We start from the raw sequence: 23074 nt of genomic DNA on the forward strand, positions 1-23074 counted from the left end.
CTCGACGCGCTAGTTGCGTGGCGACGCGCAAACGGTCCGGGGACACTCATATTCGGGTGTCCCCGGACCGTTTCTGCGTCCTGGCACCATTGGCGTGTCCTGAGGAGGACCGACGACGGCGCGGCACCCCCGCCGCCGTGAGCTTGCGATCGAGTTCACCCGGCTTCCAGAGATCGGCCCAGACCCATCGCACGACGTTTCGGCCCGTCGCCCGGATGCGGTCCTCGCGCAGCTTTTCGTCGACCACAACCTGACCAGGGGTCCTGCCGTTGAGGTACTCGGGTTTCTGGTACTTGGCAATCCCGTCGAACTCCCCCACGGTCCGGCTCTCCTCCCAATAGAAGTCCGAGTACCCTATCCGGCCGGTCGAACTGCGCACCTCATACTGCAGGACCGGCAGGGCAAACCCTGCTGCATGGATCAGGCCGCGGCTATAAGATTCGCCGGCAGAGCCAGAGGCCGGGTCCGCAAACCTAACTGTCTGAATGCGGGATGTGACCAGGAGACCGTCCAATTCCTCGGCCTCGACGCGGCTAGGATCAACCAGGTGCCGCCGAACTCCCGCCCGGGATCTCCCACCGCCCCGATAGGTGGTCAGTGCATGAACGGGTTGCCCGCGCAGAATGGTGGGTATCTCCCACGGCGATGCGGCGGAATGATGCGAGAAGATCGTGGGAGCCCAGCACGTTTCGGCCACGGCCTCGATCCGCAGCCTGTACTGCTGCCAGCTGTTGAGTCCCCTCCATGCCGCGGCGTCCGCATAGACACCGTGGCGGATTCGCACCAGGCTCCCCGCCTTAAGAGCGGCGGACAGTGGACGCGGGCTGGCGCCAATCTCGGTCAGGTCCTTGGCCAGGATCAGCCGGGGAAGATCTTTCATGGTGACAAAGTCGCACTAAATGGCTCTGCCGCTGAAGGGCGAAGGGCGGCTATGTGGACAACCCGAAGCAGCCGGCGACACGGTTCTTGCCTCAAGACGCGCATCCGGCCCGGGGACACCCAAATATGCGTGTCCTCCGCCCGGATGCGTGTCCCGGGGCCATCTGGGGCGTCCCGCTACTCGGCCAGTACCCCGGCCACGGCCGCGCTTATGGCCGCCCTGATCCGGCGGTGCAGGTCCCTGAGCCCGTGCCGGTCCGTGCGGACCTCGACGATGGTGCGGCCTGCGAAGGGAACGGTGAGCGCTTCGGCGAGTCCCGCCGTCGTGCTTACCGTACTGTGCCCGACGCCGTACGCTGCCGCGAGTGCCGCAATGTCCACCGAGTGGGGGGTGCCGAAGAGCCGTTCGACGGCGTCTCCGTAGCCGCCTGCCTCGTCCACCGCGCCGTGCTCGAGAAGGCTGAAGATCGCCCCGCCGGAGTCGTTGAGAACCACGATGCGCAGCTGCGGCTGGTCTTCGCCGGCCCCGAGGAGGAGGCCGCCGGCGTCGTGCAGGAAGGTGACGTCGCCGAGCAGCAGGGTAGTTTCCTGGTGGCCGCCGAGGGCGATGCCGGTGGCGGTGGAGATGGTGCCGTCGATGCCGGCGAGGCCGCGGTTGGCGAAGACCGTGGCGGCGGGTTCGGTGCCGGGCTGGCCGGCGAGGTCCACGTCGCGGATGCCGTTGGAGGAACCGAGGACGAGTTGGCCGCGGGAGTGTTTCCAGACGAGGGCACCCACGGACGGCCCGGTCGCCGCCTCATGGCTGGAGAGCACGCCGTCGAGCGCGTGCTGTGCCGCAGCACCGGCCAGCAGCCACGCGTCGAGCCACCCGGCGGAACCTCGGCCGGCGAACTCGGCGAGCTCGGTCAGGCTGGCAACGGACGTTTCGCGGCGGCGGCCGGGCTCGTGCCAGGCGACCGGTACGGGTTCGTACAGAGCGGCGGGAACGTCGGTCCGGGCCAGCAGCGCCGAGACCGGCCGCGACAGGGTGGGGCGTCCGAACACCACCGCACGCTCGATCGGCAGCGCTGAGTCGGGGCCGAAGTGCTCCAGCAGCAGCCGGTATGGGCCTACGGCGTTCGGGCCGAAGCGCGAGTTCGATGACGGCTCGGCCAGCAGCGGAAGGCCGTGGGCCCGGGCGAAAGCCTCGGCGACGGGACCGGCGTCGTGCCCGGCGAGTACTACGGTGCGCCGCTCCGGCAGGTCCGCCGTCGTGTGAGTCAGGGCCATGGTGAGCGGCTCGGTGCCGATGCGGAACGTGCCGTGGCCGCGCTGCTCCGGCAGGCGCTCCCCCGCCTCCGGGACCAGGGGGTCGCGGAACGCGAGGTTGAGCTGCACGGGCCCGGGCGGCGTGTCCTCGAAGGCGCCGGTGGCGGCGGCGAGCGCCGTCTCCACGGCACGCTGCGGACTCACGCCCGCGGGGACGTCGACAGCGAAACGCACGTGCTCGCCGAACAGGTCCAACTGGACGGTTGTCTGGTTCGCGCCGGTTCCGCGGAGCTCGTCAGGCCTGTCGGCGGACAGCACCACGAGCGGGACGGCGGCGTGGTTGGCTTCCATGACGGCCGGAAGGAGATTCCCGACGGCGGTCCCCGAGGTGGTCAGGACGGCCACCGGAGCGCCGGTCACCAGGGCCAGGCCGAGGGCGGTGAACCCCGCGGAACGCTCGTCGATCCGGACCAGAAGCTCCACCCGTCCAGCCGCCGAGGCCTCGGCCAGTGCGTATGCCATAGGCGCGGACCGCGATCCGGGGGCCACCACCACGTACCGGACCCCGGCGGCGAGCAGCCCTGTAACGGCGATGCGGGCGGCCGCGATCGAGGTCAGCGTTCGCTCCGGATCAGTGCCCGGATGGGCAGGCGCCGGGGCTGACACGGCGGGGAAAGCAGGAGGGGAAGGCTTGGTTGGATCCTCGGAAGTCACCGAACCAGTCTGCCACCATCCAGCCCTCCCTCACCTCCCGCCCGAACTGAACAGGAGGTGAGGGAGGGCTGGTGATCCTTAGGCGTCTGTGCGGAAGACCTGGATGACGGACGGGCGCGGCGCGCGGGCCTGGCCGCTCTTCACCGGGGCTCCGGCGCGCACGTAGTCCGGGAAGTACGAGTTCGGTGCCTCGAACGTTCCTTCCTCGCCCGGGTGTTGGACGGAAACGAACACGTGGCCTTCGGTGTCGTGGACGATCGGCCCGCACGTCTCCGCGTCACGGGGAACCGCGAGGAACTGCTCCACGCGGCCGCGCTCGGCTCCTTCGAGAGTGACCTTGAACAGGCCGTCGTTCTTGCCGATGCCCGAGGGCGCCCCGTCAGTGGAGATCCAGAGGTTGCCCACGGAGTCGAAGGCGAGGTTGTCCGGGCAGGAAATCGGCGAGACCTGGTTCGCCGGGAAGCCGGAGAAGTAGGTGACGTCCCCCTGCGCCGGATCGCCGCACACCATGAGGAGGTTCCACGTGAACTTCCTCGAGGTCTGGTCGCCGATTTCGGTGATCTCGACGATGTGCCCGTCGCGGTTTTCGTTGCGGGGGTTGACCTCGGTGGCGCCTTCCTTGCCAACCTTGCCGCGGTCCGAGTTGTTGGTGCAGGCCACATACACCTTGCCGGTGCGCAGGCTGGGCTCCACGTCCTCGCAGCGGTCCATCTTGGTGGGGCCAACCTTGTCCGCGGCCAGGCGGGTGTACACCAGCACCTCCTCGACGGACATGCCCTTGACCTTCGACTTGCCATTGACCACGAGAGGCAGCCATTCGCCGGTGCCGTCGAACGAACCGTCGGCAGGCACCTTGCCGGACCCGTCGATCTCGGCCGCGGGTGAGTCGCCGGTGAACTTGGCCACGTAGAGGTCGCCCTCGGACAGCAGGGTCATATTGTGTTTGCGGTCGCCCTCGCGGTACTTGCCCTTGGAGACGAACTTGTAGAGGTAGTCGAAGCGCTCGTCGTCGCCCGAGTAGGCCACCACGTGCCCGGATTTGGCCACGATCACGTTGGCGCCCTCGTGCTTGAAGCGTCCCAGGGAGGAGTGCTTTTTCGGGGTGGAGGTGGGGTCGAACGGGTCGACCTCCACGATCCAGCCGAAGCGGTTGGCCTCGTTCTCGTAGCCGGGGTTATTCGTGTTGAAGCGGGGGTCGTCCAGTTCCCACTGGCGTGCGGTGGGCTTGCTGGTGAGGCCGTAGCGCTTGTCCTCGGCGGAGGTTCCGGGGGCAACGAAGTAGCCGTTGAAGTTCTCTTCGCCGGACAGGATGGTGCCCCACGGGGTGGTGCCGCCGGCGCAGTTGCCCAGCGTGCCGTTGATCCAGCGGCCGTCGGGATCGGCAGTGGTCTTGACCAGCGGGGAGCCGGCAGCAGGCCCGGTGAGTTCGTAGCGCGTGCTGTTCAGGTAGCGGCGGTTCAGCTTCGCGCCCTGCACGTATTTCCACGGCGAGGTCTTGTTCGCGCGCTCCAGTTCGACGACGGAGAGCCCGTGCGCTGCCTGGCTGACGGCGCGGACGTCCGCGGCGGCCATGGACGGCGGGAACATGATGGCGTCGTTCGTGTACTCGTGGTTGGCGAAGAGCACCGCACGGCGGCCCTTGCTGCCGGGGATTTCCAGGATGTCCGTGTAGTCGTTGTTGTAGCCGAACTGGCGTTCCTGGGCCGCGGCAGTCTGCTTGGCGAGGTCGAACGCGGGGGCATCCTGGAAGATGGGGTCGCCCCACCGGATGACCGGCTGCCAGGTAAAGCCGGCGGGCACGGTGACGGCGTCGACGTCTGCCGGGACTGAGGGGATGGCGGTGAACTGCAGCTTGGAGGCGCCAGGGATGTAGCCGCTCTTGGCGGCGTCCGAAAGGCCGGTTCCGCCGTCCGCTACCGCAGTTTCCGGGGATGCCAGGGAACCGCCGAGGACGACGGCGAGGGCACCGGCGGCGCCGAAGCCCAGGGCGGCGCGGCGGGACAGCGTGGTGGATGCGATGTCACGGAAGTAGCTGTTGGAGCTGGTGTTGCAGACGTCGCCCGAGCAGGCGTTGTCGCACTTGAGTGCGCAGGTGACAGGGCTGCGCTTGCCTTTGGTATGGCCAAGCATGGGCAGCAGGGCAAACTTGCGCCCGGGGGTTTCAGACATGGAGGGACCTTCCAAGGGGTGTGATGCGGTCCCGCCCACCCTGTCAGCGACACCTAAAGACGAGAGGTCACTCCGGTTAAGATCCCGTGAACTTACAGGCCTGTAAGTTCACCCTGCCGACACCGGAGGATGCAGGCCCTGCGCCAGCTCCGCGTAGACGCGGCGCAGCCGGGCCAGCCACCACTCCTTCCGATCGGCGGGAGCGGCATACTGTTCCAGCAGGCCCTCGTCGGCGACGGCAGCCCGCAGCCGGATGGCGCCGTCGTCGGGCACGAGCGGATCGGCAGTGACGTCCCCGGCGAGCAGCGAAACGGTGCCCAGACCGCAGGCGAAGGGCAGTTCGGGCAGCGCTGCGGCGAGCGCCAGCCCGGCGCGAATCCCGACGGATGTGTCCAGCGCGGAACTCACGACGGCGGGCAGCCCAGCCTGGGCCACGATGTCCAGCGCCCGCCGGACTCCGCCAAGCGGCGCCACCTTCACCACGATCAGGTCGGCGGCACCGGCACGGGCCACCCTGAGGGGATCGTCCTCCTTGCGCACGCTTTCGTCGGCCGCGATCAGCACCGGAACCCCGGCCCGGCGCAGCTGCCGGCGCACTTCCGCCAGGCCGTCGATGTCCGGCACGGGCTGCTCCGCGTATTCCAGCCCCGCACCGGCCAGCCGGGTGAGGGCTTCCACAGCTTCCGGGACGCGCCAGCCTCCGTTGGCGTCCACGCGGATGGCGGCGTCCGGCAGTTCGGCGCGGACGGCCGCGACCCGGGCGGCGTCGTCGTCGAGGGATTGCCCGCGTTCCGCCACCTTGATCTTGACCGCATCCACCCGGCCAAAGCGGGCCAGGATTTCCGGCACGCGCGCAGCGGGGACGGCAGGCACCGTTGCGTTGACGGGGATGCTGGTCCGGAGCGGCTCAGGGAATCCGTGCCAGCCGGCCTCAATGGCGGAGGCGAGCCAGCGGGAGGCCTCCGCATCGCCGTATTCCGGGAACGGGCCAAACTCGCCCCAGCCGGCGGGCCCCTTGAGCAGCAGCGACTCACGCTCCAGGATGCCGCGGAACTTCACGCGCATCGGCAGTGCCACCACGCGCGCGGCACCGAGCAGCTCCTCGACCGGCGGCAGACTACCCCACAGGCTCTGCCCGGAATGCAGGGTCTGCCGGTAAGACTCGGACTGCCCTGAAGACGGCGGAATCTGGGAAGCCACGGGAGGCGGTTCGGCAGGCATGACTTCACTGTACCGGCGCCTGCACACCCCGGCCGGCAGGAGTTCGGCTATGTGGACAACCCCGCCCAGGCGATCAGTCAGGACGCGTGGCATGCCCCAGAATATGCGCCACCGGCGGGGCCAGCGCCTGGGGCGCGAAACCGAAGCGCTCGTTGTCCGTCACGTGGAATCCTGCGGCCCGGACCGCTTCCAGGGTGTCTCTGTTGGGGTGGCAGCCGCCGGCCATCCGCTGCCAGACCGGCGCCATCACATCCTCCGCTGCGGCGAGCAGGCGGCTGGCCGAGCGGACATGTTCGTAGTACGCCAGCGTTCCCCCGGGGCGGAGGACCCGGAAGATTTCGGCGAGCGCCTTGCCCTGATCGGCAACGCTGCAGAGAACCAGGCTGCAGACCACTGCATCTGCGCTGGCATCGCGGGCCGGGATCCGCTCGGCCGAGCCCGCCGCCACCACGACGGGGACAGGGGCCGACTTGGCCCGGAGATCGGCCAGGCTGCGCAGGTAGTCATCGGGCTCAATGGCCAGAACGTCCGTCACCGCGGCGGGATACAGCGCGAACGACGATCCCTCGCCGGCGCCGACCTCAATGACGTTGCCCTGCAGACCCGACAGCAGGCGGCGACGATGTTCAGCGCCGCCGCGGCGGTTCATGCCGACCACGGCGCGTGCGTAGGCATGGGCGAATCGCGGATGCTGCAGTGCGGCGGGTCCTTCGGGGCTCTGCGGTGACGTCACGGTGTGCTCCCTTAAACGACGCCGGCCCCTACGTCGTTGGAGGGGCCGGCGGTATTGGGGGCGGCGCCTTGGGGCACCGCCGGTTTTGTCATAGAAGTCGGGGCGGCGGACCGCCCGGACCTGTTCCTCCGTTCGCTAGCGTACCGGCTGCGGCACTTCAGGAGCTCCGCTGAGCGCACCGATGCCCGAAGGCTGGCGTGAAGCGCGTCGTGCACCGCCGCGGGGCTCGTCGTCGATCTGGTCACCCTCGATCCCGCCCCCGAACCGCGCAGTCACTGTTGTGCCCTGCCCAGGCCTCGAGAGGACCTGCAGGGATCCGCCGGCTTCACTGATGGTGTCCTTCATGATCCGCAGACCGAAGTGCCCCTCAGGCGATCCGAGGCTCTGGTCAAAGCCGCAGCCGTCGTCCGAGATGCGTATTTCAGACCGCTTCCCCTGCTGTCGCAGCAGCAGCTCCGCCCTGGTCGCTTTGGAATGCTTGGCGGTGTTCGCCAGGGCCTCCCGCGCCACCCGGTAGAACAGGGCGGCACGGTCGCGGTCCAGCTCGAACGTGGGCGGGAGGTCCAGGCTGAGGCTGATCCCGCGTTCCTCCAGCGGATCGCCCAGCCTCGCCAAGGCACCGGACAGGCCCAGCCGGCTGAGATCTGGCGGGTACAGTTCGCTGGTCATCGCGCGCAGGTTCCGCACGTTGTCCTGGAGGATACGCCGGGCTTCCGAGAACAGCCGGCGCTGGCCCACAGGGCGGTGCAGTTCCTCGGATTCCAGCACGTACGACAGTCCGGAGAGGTCCTGGATGACTTCGTCGTGCAGGTCGCGGGCGATCCGCTGGCGTTCCAGCTCCGAGGCTTCGATGGCACGGTGGAGCAGCCGGGTCCGGCTCGCTTCATAGGCTTGGATCCTGCGGGCCAGCCGCACTGCCGGCAGGAGCTGCGCCAACTGCAGGACTGCCAGCGCCAGGAGGAACGGCGGAGCCATGTCCAGCAGGACCGCGGCCTGTTCCTGGCGGACGGCGTCGTCGTCGTAATACGCCTCGAAGGCGAGGCGCTCCCCGTTGGGCGCCGTGACCGGTACGTAGACTTCCACCAGCTCGCCCGTGTTTACGCCCTCCTGCACCTCGTCCGCCTGCAGTTCCAGCGTGGCTTTGACGGGCTTGCCGGCCAGGACCTCCAAGGCGTCATGGGGCAAATCGAACTTCTGGCCGATGAGTTTCTCGTCGTCCGAGTAGACCATGCGCCCGTCCGCATCCCAGAGCCTGATCTCGAACACGGACCGTTCCCCTACCCAGGGGCGGAGCCGCTCGTCCAGCCGTGCGATGCCGGCCGGATCCCCGGACAGCGCCGCCTCGTCCAGAAGCGGCGCCACCACGTTTTGGGCCAGGTGTTCGGTGGCCAGCTGCGAGTTCTCCAGGGCGTGGTGCTCCGCCTCGGACCAGATCCAGAAAGCCACCGGGGTGGTAACCACTACCAAGGCCGCGAGACCCATGACCAGGAACTGCCGCACCGCATTGAAGACCTCGGAACGCTCGGCCTGCGCCAGATCAAATGGGTTGAACAGGGCTGGCCTCCGGAATGACGGCCTAGCCATCGGACGGCTGCTCGAGCATGCCGCGCCGTGAGGCTTCCATGACCGATTCGAGCTGCGAGTGGGTTCCAAGCTTGGCGAAGATCGCTTTCACGTATCCCCGGCAGGTGTTGAGCGAGATGTCCAGCTTGCTGGCCACTTCCTTGGATCCGTGGCCGCCGGCCATCAGCCGGAGGACATCCAGCTCCCGCGGGGTAAGGACAGGACCGCCGGGCTCCACTTCCCGGACGGCAGGTGCCGGCTTCGGGGTGCTCATTCCCAGCTGTGCCACCAGGGACGGGTGGACCACCATGTTCCCGGCCCGCGCGTACCGGAGGGTGTCCAGCAGCGTGGACAGCGAGCCGCCCTTGGGAAGGAAGGCGCAAATGCCCATCGAGGCGGCAGTGCGCAGGGCTTCCGGAGTCGGATCTCCCGTGAGCATCACGATCCGCGTCTGGGGGGCATCCGCCAGGATCCGGGCGGCGGCGGTGAGGCCGTCGCCGTCGGGCAGGTGGTAGTCCATGATGACGACGTCGGGCTTGAGCGCCATGCTCTGTTCCACGCCGCTCTTCGCGGTGGTGGCCGAAGCGACGCTGCGGAGGTCCGGCTCGCGGTCCAGGGCGGCGGTCAGCAGTTCCGTGAACGTGCTGTGGTCGTCGATGGTCAGGATGCTGATTTCGCGCATGCTTTGTGAACTAACGGGAGGAAGCGGTGAGTCGGTGTCTGACAGGTCGGCCGCTTCGTCGTCGCTGGCGGCCGTGGCCTGAAGCAGCCTGGCGTGTGCGTCGCGGAGCGCCCGGCCGGGAAGGCAGCCGATCTCCTGGTCCATGACCCGGCGGCACCGTCCGTAGGCGCGCAGCGCCTCCATGTACTGTCCGGATTCTTCGAGCCCGAGCACCAAGGCGGTCCAGGCCCGCTCGTTGATTGGATCGTCAAGCAGCAGCTCGCTGGCCAGGGCCACGGCGCGTTCCGGCTGTCCCACGGCGACGGCGGCTTCGGCGGCGCGGGCCTTGATGCCGGCCACGCGGGCTGCATGCAGTGCCCGTTCCTCTTCGGCCCAGCCGGCCAGGAGTTCGTCGCCGAGCAGCGGCACGGACGCGATCTCCAGTGCCTTCTCGAGCATCTTGTAGGATTCCTGCGGGCTGGCGTGTCCTGCCTGCTTGAGGAGGTCGTCGAACCGGTCAAGGTCCAGGTCAACCATGCTGCGGTCCATCATGTAGCCGCCGGTGACCGTCCGGAGGGCGCCGCCCTTGCCGGAGCCGGGCTGCAGGTGGCGGCGCAGTACGCTGACGTAGCTTTCGAGGGTGGAGAGCGCCTCGGCCGGAGGCTGCCCGTTCCAGAGGACGTCGATCAGGTGGTTCTTGGAAACCGGTGTGCCCAGCTTGAGCAACAGGATCTCCAGCACCTGGCGTGGTTTGGGGCCGCCCAGCTCGTGTGATCCGATAACCACGTTTCCGCGGCGGACCTTGAGCGGACCCAGGATGCTGATGGACAGCTTCGTCGCCGCTCCACCTGCACCATTTGTGGCTGTCGGGAGGAACTCGTCGTCTTGTGCCCTGCGAGACCAGCGAGTGTCCTCTGCAACTGTCTGAACCATGTGTGCACCTACTATCCCCATAAACTGCATTCCCCATGAATGGCTTGACCCTCATATTTGTCACTTGTGCAAGTACGGGCACGAGTAGCGAGTACTCGATTTTTCGGGGAAGGACTACTTGGATGCGTCGCAGTTCGGGGCAGCCCGCCCGGCCCGCCGGCCCGGCGGTCATGCCGCGCCACCCCTCCAACCGCGGGGACGAAGCCCCATCGACGGAGGACATCACCAAGTTTTTCCCAAGAATGCAGGCCTATCTTGGTATTGCCGCAGTTCCCAGCGGCTTTATGCGATCCTCGCCCCCCGGAGGACCGCCGGATAAGCATGGAATGAGTGACCCGATGAGGCGGAGCGTGGCAGTACAGGGTGCAACCAAGTACTCCGAGTACCCCGCTGTGAGTATTGGGGCCGGCACGTCCGGGAACCAAAAATTTTTTGTGGCCGGCGGGAAAATGTGTGCTGCGTTACACGAACGGTGTCGGAACGTGGGGCGGACAAGACATCTGCGACGGGCAAGGCAATGAAGTCTGCCAGTGTCCTGCGGGCGGAGCTGCGGAGTGAAATCCGTTCCGTCCGGTTCCGGGTGCTGGCCACACTCCTTATTTTCATGGCGGTGGGCCTCATGGTCTCCGGAGCAGTCACCTATGCGGCCCAGCTCAGGAGCCTCGATGACCGTGTTAATGAGGAGCTGCAGCAGCCGAGGAAGAACCTGAACGCCCTCGCTCAACCGGCCCCGGGTCCTGGGTTCAGGTCGCTGGACGAACTGTTCACACTGTTCCTGAGATCAGAGACGCCCGGCGGGCACGAGTCGCTGATAACACTGATCCGGGACGGCAACACGATCCTGCCAGGCGGCCAGCAGGCCACCAACCTGCGCACGCTGGCGGTCAGGGAGCAGATCTGGGCCTGGAGCCGGCCTGACCGGACCGTGGTGCAGGACACCGTGATCGATGGCCGGGAAGTGCGCCTGTCCATCACGCCGGTGAAGCTGCAAGGCAAGCCGCAAGAGGGGCTCCTGGTGGTGGCCAATGAGATCGGCCGCCAGCGCGACCAGATCGTCAATTCCATGTGGACCTACGCCTTGGCGGCCCTGGTGACCCTCGCCATCGCCGGTTTCATGGGGTACGTGTTCATCGGGCGGCTGCTCAGCCCTATCCGGCGCTTGCGGGAAGCCACCCAGAACACCACGTTCGAAGACCTGACCAAGCGTGTGGACGTCACGGGGAGCACGGACGACGTCGCCCAACTGGCCATGAACTTCAACCACATGCTGGAGCGGCTCGAGTCCGGTTTCGAGAATCAGCGCCGCTTCGTCCACGACGCCGGCCATGAACTCCGCACGCCCATGACGGTCATCCGCGGTTATCTGGAACTGCTGCGCGCGGGCGACCCCGAGGACGTGGACCAGACCCGCGTCCTGCTCCTGGACGAGCTGGACAGGATGCAGGTGCTGGTGGAGGACCTGCTGATCCTTGCCCGCAGCGGCCGGCCCGACTTCGTGTCCCCGGAGTGGATCGAGGCCGATATCTTCCTGGAGAACATCCTGAACCGCATCAAGGTCTTCGCTCCGCGCCGCTGGGAGCTGGAGGCCAAGCCGGGCGGCCTCATCCGCGCCGATCGGCACCGGCTCATGCAGGCGCTGGAACAGCTCGCGGTCAACGCCGTCAGGCATACGGCGGAGACGGACCGGATTTCCGTCGGGGCCGCCTGGGCAAAGAACGACGACGGCGGCGCACCTTTGGGTGCGCGGCCGCACCAGTCGACGGACCTCGAAATCTGGGTCTCGGACACCGGCACCGGCATCCCCGCCGAGGATCACGAGCGCATCTTCGAACGTTTCGCGAAGGGCCGCAATGCCGCGGGATCGTCCGAAGGCTCCGGACTGGGCCTCTCGATCGTCAAGGCGATCGCCGAGGCGCACGGCGGAACTGTCCGGCTGGAATCGACTGTAGGCAAGGGAAGCCGGTTTGTGCTGACCATCCCGGCAGGGGGTGGGGACAGCGCCGAGGAGGACTCACCCGGCGCGGCGAAAAGAGCCGCCGGCCCGCACGCAAAATCGCGGCTGACCAAGCCGTCGTCGGGCACTGCCGTCCTCTCAGGTCACGGAGGCAGCCTGTGACCCGGATCCTCATCGCCGATGACGAGCCCCGCATTGCGGCCTTCCTCGTTAAGGGCCTCACGGCGGCGGGATACACCACCACCCAGGTCTCTGACGGCGTGAAGGCGCTGGACTATGCCACGTCCGGCGAGTACGACCTCCTCATCCTTGATATCGGAATGCCCCGCATGGACGGGCTTACCGTCCTCCAGAACCTCCGCGCCATGCACTCCGCCATCCCGGTGATCGTCCTCACCGCCGCGGACAGCCTGGAAAGCACGGTATCCGCGCTCGAGGGCGGCGCCGATGACTACATGACCAAACCCTTCAGGTTCGAGGAACTGCTGTCGCGCGTGAAGCTGCGGCTCCGGGGCACGTCGCCCGTCACGGCAGCACCCACGCTCGTCTGCGGCGACCTGACGCTCGATGTCAACCTGCGGACCGCGCAGGTCGGCGGACGCGTCATTGACCTTTCGGCCAGGGAGTTCGTCATGGCGCGGACCCTCATGGAGAACGCCGGCCGGGTACTCAGCCGGGAGCAACTGCTGAGCCGGGTGTGGGGCTACCACTTTGAAGGGTCCTCCAACGTCGTGGACGTCTACGTACGATATCTGCGGCACAAGCTCGGCCAGAACCGCATCCAGACAGTCCGGGGCGTGGGCTACCGCCTCGTGTGCCTGCCCGAAGAAGCGACCCCCGCCGGCGACGCTCCGGACAGCCCCCGCAACGGGGACCCTAACGGCCAGGAGCCAGCCCCGGTCTGAGCCGTCTTGGACTAAACACGTTCTGGATTGAAGCACCGGCACCGTGCCCGCCGCGGGCTGGATGAGAGGATTCTCATCCACGTCTCATTCTTGCCTCACCTTCGCGCCTCACAGTGGAATCACCAACGAGGGAAGGCATGCCGGTGAAGAAGTTATCCGTGCTGAGCGTTCCCCTGATCGGACTTGCCGGTCTTGCAGTCTGGACACAGTCGCTTGCAGGGGCGCCTACGGACCAGCCTGCCGGTGTGGTGGTGGTCGATACCGTCCGGCAAGGCGCCGTTCCCGGGACGAGCGACGCGGCGTCGCCCGCCGAATTGTCCCCCCGCAGCAAGCCCCTGACGACTGCCGAGGCCACGTCCCCTTCGCGCAAGACCATGCCCCTCAATACTGCCGCTCCCGCCAGTTCAGCGCCGGATGCGCCCGGTTCGGCGCTGAACTCCCCGCCGGTCCAGATGGCCCAGACCCAGGCCACCGACGCGCCCGCCGGCGTTTCCGTCGGCGAGGACCCGGGCGCTGTCCAGCACGTCGCACCGACGCAGGTGACCTCTCCCGCCGTGGCAGCAACAGAAGAAGATTCCTCATCCCCGGTGAAGCCCGACGACAAGGGCGGCCTGGACGTCAGCGGAGATGCCAGCGATGAATGAGCGCCAGCGTGAGAGTACCGCCCAGGTTTCCCAGATTTCCCCAAAGAAGGAGTCCGTGATGCACAGGAACTTCCGTGACCTGCATGAACCCATCCCGCCGGAACGCCGCGGTTACACAATCGGCGTGCCGAACAGCCAGCCCTCCACCATCACCATTGACGATTCCGAACTGCACCAGCAGGTCCTGGACATCATCCAGAGCGTGCTTACCACGGCCGACCCGCGGTCAGAAGTGCGGCGCCGGCTGCTCCGGCACCTTGCGGAGAACCCCGGACATCCCGAGCAGGCGCTGCTGGATCACCTGAAGGAACGGAACAAGCGCAGCGGCACTCCACAGCCGGCACGCGGCCACGCGGTCCGGCCCAGCCCGGGCCATTAGCCGGGCCTTTAGAAGGAGTCCGCCAGAGGGGACCGTTAGAAGAGCAGCAGCACGAACCCGCCCACCGTGCACAGAAGCCCGAGCCCGGTGAAGATCCAGCCGAGGATCAGGACGGTGTTGTCGTGTTTGGGAGGCTCGAGGCCCCAGCGGGAAGGGTGGCAGAGGTCGTAGTGGAGTTTCACTTCGTTGCCTGCCACCAGTCCGCGCGCCACCTCCGCGTCAACGAGTGTCTGCCGGGGCACGTTTTCCTGATCGATCCAGCGGAATCCGGTGAAGCCGCCGGCCGTGTACACCTCGCCGGACGTGCTCGTCCACTGGCACCGCCGTTTCCTGATGACCAGGCCCCACACGAGCAGCGGCACGCCGGGAATGAACCCCACCCAGGACATCAGTTCCAGAACGGGGCCAAGAACATCTGCGAGTCCGGCCATGCTCAAACTCTATCCGCCGGCGGGCCCCTGGATGGTCAATATGTCTTGGCACGGAACGCCGCTCAGCTGCCGGTTTCCTCCGGGTGTTCCCGGGTCCGTTCCACTTCGGGGGTATCGCCCTGCTGCGGAATGAAGTCGGGGTCCAGTTTACTGCTCAGGTCGCCTGCGGGAGAGCCGTGGGCGGCCTCGTCCTCGCCGCGGCCGGGTCCATCATCTTCGCGGGCAGTGCCGGTGTCTTCGCGGGCAGTGCCGGTGTCTTCGCGGGCAGTGCCGGTGTCCTCCGGGTTTTCAGTCATACGCCCAAGCTAATTCGCGCCCGGCGCGCTGTCGAGGGCCGCTGGCATGCACCCGGCAGTCAGGCGGCTCCCAGCAAACTGTGACACCCTTTATACGATGATTTCTCAGCCCAGGGACCCCAGACGCAAGCAGCCCGCGGGCCGGATGCGCCTCGCGAGGGGCACCGGCTTCCTCTTCTTCGTTGCCACCCTGGCCTGCATGGCCGGGCTCGCGGCCACGTACTACTACTTTGTCCGCACCACCACCGGCCAGTTCATCGACGAGTCCGCCCTGGTGGAGGCCGTGGAAATCCATGGACCTGCAGGCAAGGTCACCACCCGGTTCCTGGACTGGCTGCCCACCATCTCCTTGGTGATGGCCGCCGTCGTCGTTCTGTTTGTCACGGTGATCCACCGCCGCTGGCGGGCGGCGGGCATCGCCCTGGCGGCGTGCGTGGCGGCGAACATCGCCACGCAGGTTCTCAAGCAGCTGCTGCCGGTGCGGCCGGACCGGGGCGTGGAGACGCTGGAGCTGAATTCGCTGCCGTCGGGGCACACCACGCTGGCGGCCTCTGCGGCCGCCGCGGTGTTCCTCATGGCGTCGCCGCGCTGGCGGCCGCTTGCGGGATTCGTGGGCGGCAGTTTTGCGATCGCGTCGGGAATGTCCACGCTGGTGAACCAGTGGCACCGGCCCGCGGATGTGGTGGCCGCGTTCCTGCTCGTGGGCTGCTTCATGATTCCCGCCGGCTGGCTCATCATCCGCACGGGCACCCATGAGTGGAATGTGTGGGACGGCTTCAACGGTCATTGGGCCTCCGCGCGGTTGTGGCTCGGACTGCCGGTGGCGATCGGCCTGGCCTCCGCCGCGGTGGCTGTGTTTTCGTTGGTCACCATCGCACCGCCTGGCCAGGAGGGCAGCACCACCAATTACTTCTGGGCGGGAATTTCACTGATCGTGATCGCCGGATACCTGGCTACCGTGGGGACGACGTCGCTGTTCGCCTACGCCGCCCGACGCCGGAAAGCACCTGCCAGGTAGCGGCTCCTTCTTTACAACCCCGGCACCGAAGCCGAGAATAAGTCGCACCACAGCCTCCACTGGGCCAGCAGCGGGCTGTCCATGACAACCTGCACCGGCAATGATGCACACACGCGGAGGGGTTCGGATGAATGACAAGGATGCAACCACGGCGGATGCCACCGCGGACCGGGCACTCAAGGAGAAGCACCGGGCCATGTGGGCACAGGGGGATTACCCGGCCCTCGCCAGCGAACTCATCCCCAATCTCGGCGCCATCCTCGTTGAGGCCTGCGGCATCAAACCGCGGCAGCGGGTGCTGGATGTCGGCGCGGGCGCCGGCAACGCCGCCATTCCCGCGGCCATGATGGGGGCCCAGGTGGTGGCCAGCGACCTCACCCCGGAGATGTTCGACGCCGGCCGTCACCAGGCAGCCGACCGCGGCGTCGATCTGGAATGGATGGAAGCGGACGCCGAGGCCCTTCCGTTCCCCGACGGCGAGTTCGATGTGGTGATGTCCTGCCTCGGCGTCATGTTTGCCCCGCACCATGAAAAGAGCGCCAGTGAGCTGCTCAGGGTCTGCCGCCCCGGCGGCACGATCGGCCTGCTGAGCTGGACGCCGGAAGGGTTCATCGGGCAAATGTTCGCCACCATGAAACCATTCGCTCCCCCGCCTCCCCCCGGCGCCCAACCCCCGCCGCTGTGGGGCAGCGAGGACCATGTGCGCAAGCTCCTGGGCAGCAACGTCACCGACATCGATGCCCGGAAGCAGACGGTCACCATTACCAGCTTCCACCAGCCCAACGACTTCCTGCACTACTTCAAGTCCCACTACGGCCCCACGATCTCGGTGTACAAGTCCCTTGGCGGGGACGAGGAAAGAGTCAAAGCCCTGGACGAGGCCCTCACGGAACTCGCCGCGGCCTACAGCGATGCCCACGGCGACGCACCGTCCCAGATGGACTGGGAGTACCTGCTGCTCACCGCCAAGAAGGTGCGGCCAGGTGCCAACACCGGAGGCGCGCAGTGATGGACTCCGCTGCATCCCGGCGCGCGCTCAGCGTCGCGTCCATCCCGTCCTTCCAGCGGATCAGCGCGTTCCTCAACGACTCCACGTACTCCCGGCGGCACCTTCTGCCCGGGGTCTGTGACTTCACGCTGGGCAATCCGCACCAGATGCCCCAAACCGCGTATGTGGACGCGTTGCGGGATGCGGTCAACCCCCGTGACGACCAGTGGTTTGCCTACAAGTCCAACGGCGCCTACCCGCGGGAGGTCGCCGCGGAGTCCCTTCAAGGACTGCTGGACGTGCCGTTCGCAGCCGAGGACCTGTACCTGACAACCGGCGGATTCACTGCGATCGCCATGGCGCTGAAGGCGGTGGCCGATCCGGGTGATGAAGTGATTTACAGCCTGCCGCCGTGGTTCCTGTACGAGCCGCTCGTCGTCGAGGCCGGTCTTGTCCCCGTGAAGGTCCGGATCAACACGGAAACGTTCGACCTTGACCTGGAGGCCATCGGGGCTGTGATCACGCCGCGTACCCGGGTGGTGATCGTCAATTCGCCGAACAACCCCACTGGCCGGATCTACCCGCCGGAGCTCCTGCAGCGCCTCGCCGACCTGCTGGAGGACGCCTCCGCGCGCATCGGACGCCGGATCTATCTCGTGTCGGACGAGCCCTACAACCGGATTGTGTTCGACGGCGCCCGTTTCCACAGCCCTGCCGAGTTCTACCCCCACACGCTGCTGGCCTACTCGTACGGCAAAACGCATCTGGCACCGGGTGAGCGGATCGGATACCTTGCCCTTCCTTCCACCATGCCTGACCGGAAGGACCTCGCACCCGCCATGGGCGCGCTGCAGGTGGCGATGGGCTGGATCTATCCCAACGGCACGCTGCAGCATGCGCTGCCCAAGCTGGAACGGTTCACCATCGACGTCGATCAGCTCCAGCGCAAACGGGACTGGCTCGTGCGGGAGCTGCGCGGGATGGACTACCGGCTGCAGCCTTCCGAGGGGACGTTCTACCTGTTCGTCCGCTCCCCCATAGCCGACGACGAGGCCTTCACCGAGGCCCTCAGCCAGGAGGATGTGTTCGTGCTGCCCGGCACCCTGTTCGAAACGCCCGGTTTCTTCCGCATCTCCCTCACCGCAAGTGAAGAGATGGTGGAACGAAGCCTGCCCCACTTCCAGGCTGCCATCGAGCGCGCCGAGCAGGACCGTCCCGAGGACTCGGAGTACCACCTGCCCACCGGCCTCATTCCGGTGATTCCGGCCGCTAAGGCGCACCCGCCGGCACCGTAGCAGCAGCCGTCACTGTAGCTGCGAGAGGAGCAGACCCTATGCGATGAGCGCCACCGCCATGACCATCGGCAGCGAGACCACCGAGGCGATGGAGGTGACCATCGTTAGCGTCTTGAACGTCCCCTGAGTCGACAGTCCGAGCAGCGACTTGAACATCCAGAAGAAGTTGCTGTTGACCTGAAGAGCGAACATCGCGCCCGAGGCGATGGCGAGGCCGATGGCGATCGGTGAGACGTCGATCGAGCCGAGCACCGGACCGATGATCCCGGCAGCCGCGATGGCCGCAACCGACACCGACCCGATCGCCAGGTGCAGCACTGCGGCGATGAGCCAGGCGAGCAGGATGCTGAGGATGACCGGCGCCCCTGCGTCGGCAGTGAAGAGGTCGGCCAGGATCGTGTCGAGCCCGGTCTCCCCAATGACGGCGCCCAGCGACCCGCCGATGCCGGTGATGAGCAGGATCTCGCCGGTGGTGTGGAAGCCCTCGCTCATTGCCGTGTCCGTGCCCTTCGAACCCAGGGTGCGCCGGCAAAGCACGTAGGCGCCGAGCAGGCCGACGAACAGCGCGAAGTTGGCGTCGCCGAGGAAGGCGATGAAGTCGTTGGAGAACCCCAACAGGTCGGCGAAGGCCCCGAAGGCGATCATCACCAGCGGAACGAGGATGGGCAGCAGGCAGACGAACAGCGGGGGCGTCGCGGTGTCCTCCTCGACCAGCTCGGTCGTCTCCAACTCGACCATCGCCTCATCGACCTCTTCGTCCTTGGCCGCTTTCCAGTAGCGGCCCCGCAGGAGCAATCGGAAGATCAACGTCGTCGCGATCGCGGTCAATGGCCCGAGCACGAGGCCGTAGATGAGCCAGATGCCCAGTGGGATGTTTAGCAGGCCCGCGATGGAGACTGCGGCCAGTCCTGGAAGCACGAAGACGTAGCCGGCGAAGATCCCCGTCCCGAGCGCACCTGCCATGTGCGGCAGACCGGTCAGGCCGATGAAGGGCCCGGTTGAGCGCGCCACCGGAGAGGCCAGCACGACCTGCACGTCCACGTAGATTGAGGGGAAGATCGTCGACATCGCTGCCGTCAAGGCATACGGGAGCCGGCGCGCACCGACACCGTTGACGAGCATCGTCACCATCTTCCGGAAGGCGCCCATCGCATGGAGCATCGCCCCGATGAGCACTCCGAAACCGATGAGCAGGCCGACCTCGCCCATGATTTCGCCGAAACCGGTGGTGATCGCCATGATCGTCGCCGTGAAACCGACCCCGGTCGCGAGGCCGAGGTAGAGCGAACCGATGATCAGCGAGATCACCGGGTCGACCTTGACCTTGATGATGAGCAGGATGATGACCACGATGGCTATCACGGTGTGAAGGGCGATCATGGCCTGCTCCTTGAACACTGCGGTGTTCCCGCCGGCTTCTACACGGGAACCCGTTTGGTATGCCTCAACTCCAGTTGCCCCAGTTCATACTGGGAGGTCGGCACTGTCAAGGGCGGGCGGCAGCCACAAGCTGTTTGCTGTGCCCGTGCACCGGGTTCGCAAAGAAGTCGGTGGTGCGTGCCAGTTCCACGAGGGCGCCCTGGTACAGCACGGCCACCCGTTGGCTCATGTACCTGATGACGTTCATGTCGTGGGAGATCATAATCAGGGACAGCGGGCGGTCGCTGTGCAGGCGCAGCAGCAGATCGAGAATTTTGCGTTGCGTGACCGCATCCAGCGCCGAGGTGGCCTCGTCGCAGATCAACACCGCCGGCTCCAGAAGAAGCGCCCGGGCAATCGTCAGCCTCTGCAGCTGGCCTCCCGAGCACTGGCCCGGATACCGGTCCAGCAGGTCCGGCTCCAGCTCAACATCGCGAACGGCCTTGTGGATGAGCTCCCGGCGCTCGTCCGCCGTGCAGTCCCGGCGGCGCAACAGCGGAGCTTCCAGGCTGGCGCGCAGTTTCATGCGCGGATCGAAGGCATCGTGCGGTTCCTGGAAGACGAGCTGCACCTCTGTGCCGTCGGCACCGGTGCGGCCCTCCCCCGTGCGGAGCGCCCGGGTGACGCTGCCGCGGTCCGCGGTCTCGATCCCGACGAGCAGTCGGGCCAGCGTGCTCTTCCCGCAGCCCGATTGGCCCAGGACGCCAAGAATCTCGCCCTCCCGAAGGCTTAGCGAGACGCCGTCCAGAGCCGGACGGGCGCCGCGCCCCTTGGAGGGAAACCGTTTGGTTACATCGTCCAGCGCCAGAATTGTGCGCGGCTCTGGGGCCTCGGCTGCGGGTGCTGCGGGCTTGCGGACCGGAATGCGGACCGGAGTCCGCAGCGACGTCCGCGGCGCCGGCGTCCGGCCCGGAATGCTGACCGGAATCCCCAGCGGCGTCCCTACCGTCAATGTCCGCACGGGAAAACGGACTGGAATTCGCGCAGGAGTCCGGGCCGGGGTCCGGGCAGTCGTGAGGGCCGATGCCGCCAGGAGGTCTCTGGTGAACGTGGTCCGGGGCGCCTCGAAGACGGTCCTGGCCGGTCCTGCTTCCTGGACGCGGCCGCAGTCCATCACCACCACCCGGTCAGCGAACGCGGAGACGGTGGCGAGGTCGTGGGTGATGTACAGGACTCCGAGGCCGTGGTCGCGCCGCTGCCTGTCGATCAGCGCCAGGATTTGTACTTCCAGCACCTTGTCGAGGGCGGAGGTCGGCTCATCGGCCAGCAGCAGTTCGGGCTGGCCGGCCATGGCAACGGCCATCATGGCCCGCTGGGCCATGCCGCCTGAGAGCTGGTGCGGGAACGAGCGGGCACACCGGACCGGATCCTCGAATCCCGCCTCCGCGAGCAGCGCCAGCGCCTGTGCCCGGGCGGCGCGTCCGCGCAGTCCGCGGTGAAGCTTCAGCGGTTCGGCCAGGTGCCCGCCAATCGTCATGCGGGGATTGAACATCCGCTTGGGCTGCTGGTACAGCATGCCGATCCGGCCGCCGCGGACCCGGTTGAGCTCCTTATCGCCGGCCCGGATGAGGTCGGTTCCGCCCAGCGTCACGGACCCGGACTCGACATGGATCTGCGGCGGCAGGAGCCCCATGACGGACAGGGCCGTCATGGACTTGCCGCTCCCCGAGGCGCCCACCAGGGCAACGAACTCCCCCGGGGCCACGGAGAGGCCGACGTCGGAGAGGATCGGGCGCGAGTCAGAACGGTCGCCGGAGGCGGGGCGGCGCCTGGCCAGGGGTGCCCGCTGGCTCACGTGCAGTTTTTCGATGAACAGGCCCTCAGGCATGGGTGACCGCCAGGTCAGGGGACGCGGCGAGCATCAGGCGGCTGCTGGACATCCGTGCCAGATGCTGGCCGATGAGGGTGACGCACAGCGCGACGGTGAAGATCACCAGGCCGGGGGCGAGGATCGTCATTGGCGCCCTCAGGGCGTAGGGCTGGGCCGCGGCGAGCATCGATCCCCAGTCCGACTGCGGCGGCTGCACCCCCAGTCCCAGGTAGGACAGGGCCCCGACGTTGATAAGGAACTGTCCGAACCGGAGCGTGGCCTGGCCTAGGAGGGGCCCGGCCAGGTGGGGCAGGATGTGCCGCAGCACAATGAACGACGGCGGGCAGCCCACCACGCGGGCTGCCTCGATGAACCCCCGCGCTGAGACGTCGTAGGCGAGTGCCCGGGCCAGCCGGGCAAAGGGTGTCCAGCCCGTCACGGTCAGGGCCAGCAGCAGCGTCGGGTATCCGGTTCCCAGGGCGGCGACCAGGAACAGCGCCACAACCATCTCCGGCACTGCAAGCAGGACATCGTTCGTGCGGGTGAAGAACTCGTCGAGCCAGCCCCGCCGGCGGGCGCTGAGTACGCCGACCGCCGTGCCAATTATTGCCGTGAGGACGGTGGCCAGCGCCGCGATGGTCAGGGAGAAACCTCCGCCTTCGAGCAGCCGGCTCAGGGTATCGCGGCCCAGGTGATCGGTGCCCAGCCAGTGGGCTCCGCTGGGCGGGGCCATCCGGGCGGCAAGGTTTTGTTCGGCAGGCGGATAGGGGGCGATCCAGCCAGCCAGGACCACGCACAGCAGGATGATGCCCAGGACCGAGGCGGCGGCCAGGACGTGCGGAGGCAGCTTACGCATGGAGCATCCTCACTTGGGGGTTGAGGAGGCCGTGGATGAGATCCGCGGCCGTGGTCAGCAGAACGGCGAGTCCGACCACCACCACCACCGCGCCCTGGGCGAGCGGAATGTCACTGTTCAGGACGCCGTCGAACATCAGCCGTCCCATGCCGGGGATGGCGAAGATGACCTCGACGATGACCGATCCGCCCAGCAGGCCCGCGAACCACACGGCTGCCAGGGTGGTTAGGGGCAGCAGCCCGTTCGGGATGACATGCTTCCACACGGCCTGGGCGCGGCTGAGTCCGCGGCTCCGGGCAGCGACGACGTGCTCGGCGCCGAGCGCCTCGAGCATTCCCTCACGCACGGCGGACAGGAAATGACTGGTCGGTCTCAGGGCCAGGACGGCTACGGGCAGGACCGCGGAGGCCGGGCCCTCCCACCCGGCTGAGGGCAGCAGGGAGAGCTGGATCGCGAAGACCAGCACGAGCATCGGCGCGAGCCAGTACTCGGGGATGGCGATCAGCGCCTGGTTAACCGCGGTGATGGCCCGGTCAGCCAGCCGTCCCTCGTTCAGGGCTGCCGTGATGCCCAGAACCACCGAAACCGCGGCCGCCACGGCCAGGGCCAGGACCACCAGGCTGAGCGTGATCCACAGGGCGGGCAGCACGTGGTCGACGACGGGCGTGCGGCTCGTGTAGGACAGGCCCATGTCGCCGCTGATGAACCGCCCCAACCAGCGCAAGTACTGCAGCCACAGGGGGTCCTGCAGGCCCAGCTGAAGCGTGAGCGCTTCGACGGCGGAGTCATCGATCGCGTCTCCGGTCACCCGGGACCGGATGATTTTCCGTACCGGATCCCCGGGAGTGACATAGGGGATGAGGAAGACAACGAAAGACGCCAGAAGAACGGCGACCACCAGGGCCGCCGTTCTCCGGGCGAGGAACAGCATCATGCCGGGCCCGGCCGAGGCTGGATT

20 protein-coding genes are annotated in these 23074 nt (G+C 67.4%); 7 read left to right on the top strand and 13 right to left on the bottom strand.

Annotation, left to right across the window (positions count from 1 at the left end; translation table 11 throughout):
* Nucleotides 1-46: 46 nt before the first annotated feature.
* From AC5RUM_RS09895 to AC5RUM_RS09925, 7 genes are all read right to left on the bottom strand, one after another.
* Complete coding sequence (locus tag AC5RUM_RS09895; protein WP_494034753.1) at nt 47-880, bottom strand: hypothetical protein; 834 nt, start codon at nt 878-880, stop codon at nt 47-49.
* A gap of 176 nt (nt 881-1056) precedes the next feature.
* Nucleotides 1057-2841, bottom strand: a complete 1785-nt coding sequence (gene menD / locus AC5RUM_RS09900) for a 2-succinyl-5-enolpyruvyl-6-hydroxy-3-cyclohexene-1-carboxylic-acid synthase (RefSeq protein ID WP_494034754.1) — start codon at nt 2839-2841, stop codon at nt 1057-1059.
* Nucleotides 2842-2919: 78 nt separating this feature from the next.
* Nucleotides 2920-5010: a PhoX family protein gene (locus tag AC5RUM_RS09905; RefSeq protein ID WP_494034755.1), complete on the bottom strand. Its 2091-nt coding sequence runs from the start codon at nt 5008-5010 to the stop codon at nt 2920-2922.
* Nucleotides 5011-5118: 108 nt separating this feature from the next.
* Nucleotides 5119-6231 (bottom strand): o-succinylbenzoate synthase, encoded by a 1113-nt coding sequence (locus tag AC5RUM_RS09910; protein WP_494034756.1) that lies wholly within the window; start codon nt 6229-6231, stop codon nt 5119-5121.
* Between the two features lie 73 nt (nt 6232-6304).
* Nucleotides 6305-6964 (bottom strand): class I SAM-dependent methyltransferase, encoded by a 660-nt coding sequence (locus AC5RUM_RS09915; protein WP_494034757.1) that lies wholly within the window; start codon nt 6962-6964, stop codon nt 6305-6307.
* A gap of 135 nt (nt 6965-7099) precedes the next feature.
* Nucleotides 7100-8548: a sensor histidine kinase gene (locus AC5RUM_RS09920; protein WP_494034758.1), complete on the bottom strand. Its 1449-nt coding sequence runs from the start codon at nt 8546-8548 to the stop codon at nt 7100-7102.
* A complete protein-coding gene (locus AC5RUM_RS09925) occupies nt 8541-10121 on the bottom strand; it encodes a response regulator (RefSeq protein WP_494034759.1) in 1581 nt (526 codons plus the stop codon). Before AC5RUM_RS09925 ends, AC5RUM_RS09920 begins: the two co-directional genes overlap by 8 nt.
* Before the next feature lie 517 nt (nt 10122-10638).
* Here AC5RUM_RS09925 and AC5RUM_RS09930 point away from each other — a divergent pair.
* The 4 genes from AC5RUM_RS09930 to AC5RUM_RS09945 all read left to right on the top strand — a co-directional run bounded on the left by AC5RUM_RS09930 (nt 10639) and on the right by AC5RUM_RS09945 (nt 14003).
* The gene (locus tag AC5RUM_RS09930; RefSeq protein ID WP_494034760.1) at nt 10639-12237 is read left to right on the top strand and encodes a sensor histidine kinase; all 1599 of its coding nucleotides are present in this window, start codon (nt 10639-10641) and stop codon (nt 12235-12237) included.
* A complete protein-coding gene (locus AC5RUM_RS09935) occupies nt 12234-12980 on the top strand; it encodes a response regulator transcription factor (RefSeq protein WP_494034761.1) in 747 nt (248 codons plus the stop codon). Before AC5RUM_RS09930 ends, AC5RUM_RS09935 begins: the two co-directional genes overlap by 4 nt.
* A 143-nt stretch (nt 12981-13123) precedes the next feature.
* Nucleotides 13124-13624, top strand: a complete 501-nt coding sequence (locus AC5RUM_RS09940) for a hypothetical protein (RefSeq protein WP_494034762.1) — start codon at nt 13124-13126, stop codon at nt 13622-13624.
* 58 nt (nt 13625-13682) lie between these two features.
* Nucleotides 13683-14003, top strand: coding sequence for a hypothetical protein (locus tag AC5RUM_RS09945; RefSeq protein ID WP_494034763.1), 321 nt, complete (start codon nt 13683-13685; stop codon nt 14001-14003).
* Nucleotides 14004-14038: 35 nt separating this feature from the next.
* Here AC5RUM_RS09945 and AC5RUM_RS09950 read toward each other — a convergent pair whose 3' ends face one another.
* Together AC5RUM_RS09950 and AC5RUM_RS09955 are read right to left on the bottom strand one after the other, a co-directional pair.
* A complete protein-coding gene (locus AC5RUM_RS09950) occupies nt 14039-14434 on the bottom strand; it encodes a hypothetical protein (protein WP_494034764.1) in 396 nt (131 codons plus the stop codon).
* Nucleotides 14435-14496: 62 nt separating this feature from the next.
* Nucleotides 14497-14730, bottom strand: coding sequence for a hypothetical protein (locus AC5RUM_RS09955; RefSeq protein WP_494034765.1), 234 nt, complete (start codon nt 14728-14730; stop codon nt 14497-14499).
* Between the two features lie 97 nt (nt 14731-14827).
* Here AC5RUM_RS09955 and AC5RUM_RS09960 point away from each other — a divergent pair, with 97 nt between their 5' ends.
* The 3 genes from AC5RUM_RS09960 to AC5RUM_RS09970 all read left to right on the top strand — a co-directional run bounded on the left by AC5RUM_RS09960 (nt 14828) and on the right by AC5RUM_RS09970 (nt 18031).
* A complete protein-coding gene (locus tag AC5RUM_RS09960) occupies nt 14828-15748 on the top strand; it encodes a phosphatase PAP2 family protein (RefSeq protein ID WP_494034766.1) in 921 nt (306 codons plus the stop codon).
* A 127-nt stretch (nt 15749-15875) separates the two neighbouring features.
* Nucleotides 15876-16757 (top strand): class I SAM-dependent methyltransferase, encoded by an 882-nt coding sequence (locus tag AC5RUM_RS09965; RefSeq protein ID WP_494034767.1) that lies wholly within the window; start codon nt 15876-15878, stop codon nt 16755-16757.
* Entirely contained in the window at nt 16757-18031 is a 1275-nt protein-coding gene (locus AC5RUM_RS09970) for an aminotransferase class I/II-fold pyridoxal phosphate-dependent enzyme (protein WP_494034768.1), read from the top strand. Before AC5RUM_RS09965 ends, AC5RUM_RS09970 begins: the two co-directional genes overlap by 1 nt.
* Nucleotides 18032-18067: 36 nt before the next feature.
* Here AC5RUM_RS09970 and AC5RUM_RS09975 read toward each other — a convergent pair whose 3' ends face one another.
* The 4 genes from AC5RUM_RS09975 to AC5RUM_RS09990 all read right to left on the bottom strand — a co-directional run bounded on the left by AC5RUM_RS09975 (nt 18068) and on the right by AC5RUM_RS09990 (nt 23050).
* On the bottom strand, nt 18068-19411 hold the full coding sequence (locus tag AC5RUM_RS09975; RefSeq protein ID WP_494034865.1) for a GntP family permease: 1344 nt from the start codon (nt 19409-19411) through the stop codon (nt 18068-18070).
* Between the two features lie 106 nt (nt 19412-19517).
* A complete protein-coding gene (locus AC5RUM_RS09980) occupies nt 19518-21278 on the bottom strand; it encodes an ATP-binding cassette domain-containing protein (protein ID WP_494034769.1) in 1761 nt (586 codons plus the stop codon).
* The gene (locus AC5RUM_RS09985; RefSeq protein WP_494034770.1) at nt 21271-22116 is read right to left on the bottom strand and encodes an ABC transporter permease; all 846 of its coding nucleotides are present in this window, start codon (nt 22114-22116) and stop codon (nt 21271-21273) included. The genes AC5RUM_RS09980 and AC5RUM_RS09985 overlap by 8 nt, the downstream gene beginning before the upstream one ends.
* On the bottom strand, nt 22109-23050 hold the full coding sequence (locus AC5RUM_RS09990) for an ABC transporter permease (protein ID WP_494034771.1): 942 nt from the start codon (nt 23048-23050) through the stop codon (nt 22109-22111). The genes AC5RUM_RS09985 and AC5RUM_RS09990 overlap by 8 nt, the downstream gene beginning before the upstream one ends.
* Nucleotides 23051-23074: the final 24 nt, after the last annotated feature.

Source organism: Arthrobacter sp. B2060 (assembly GCF_059090445.1).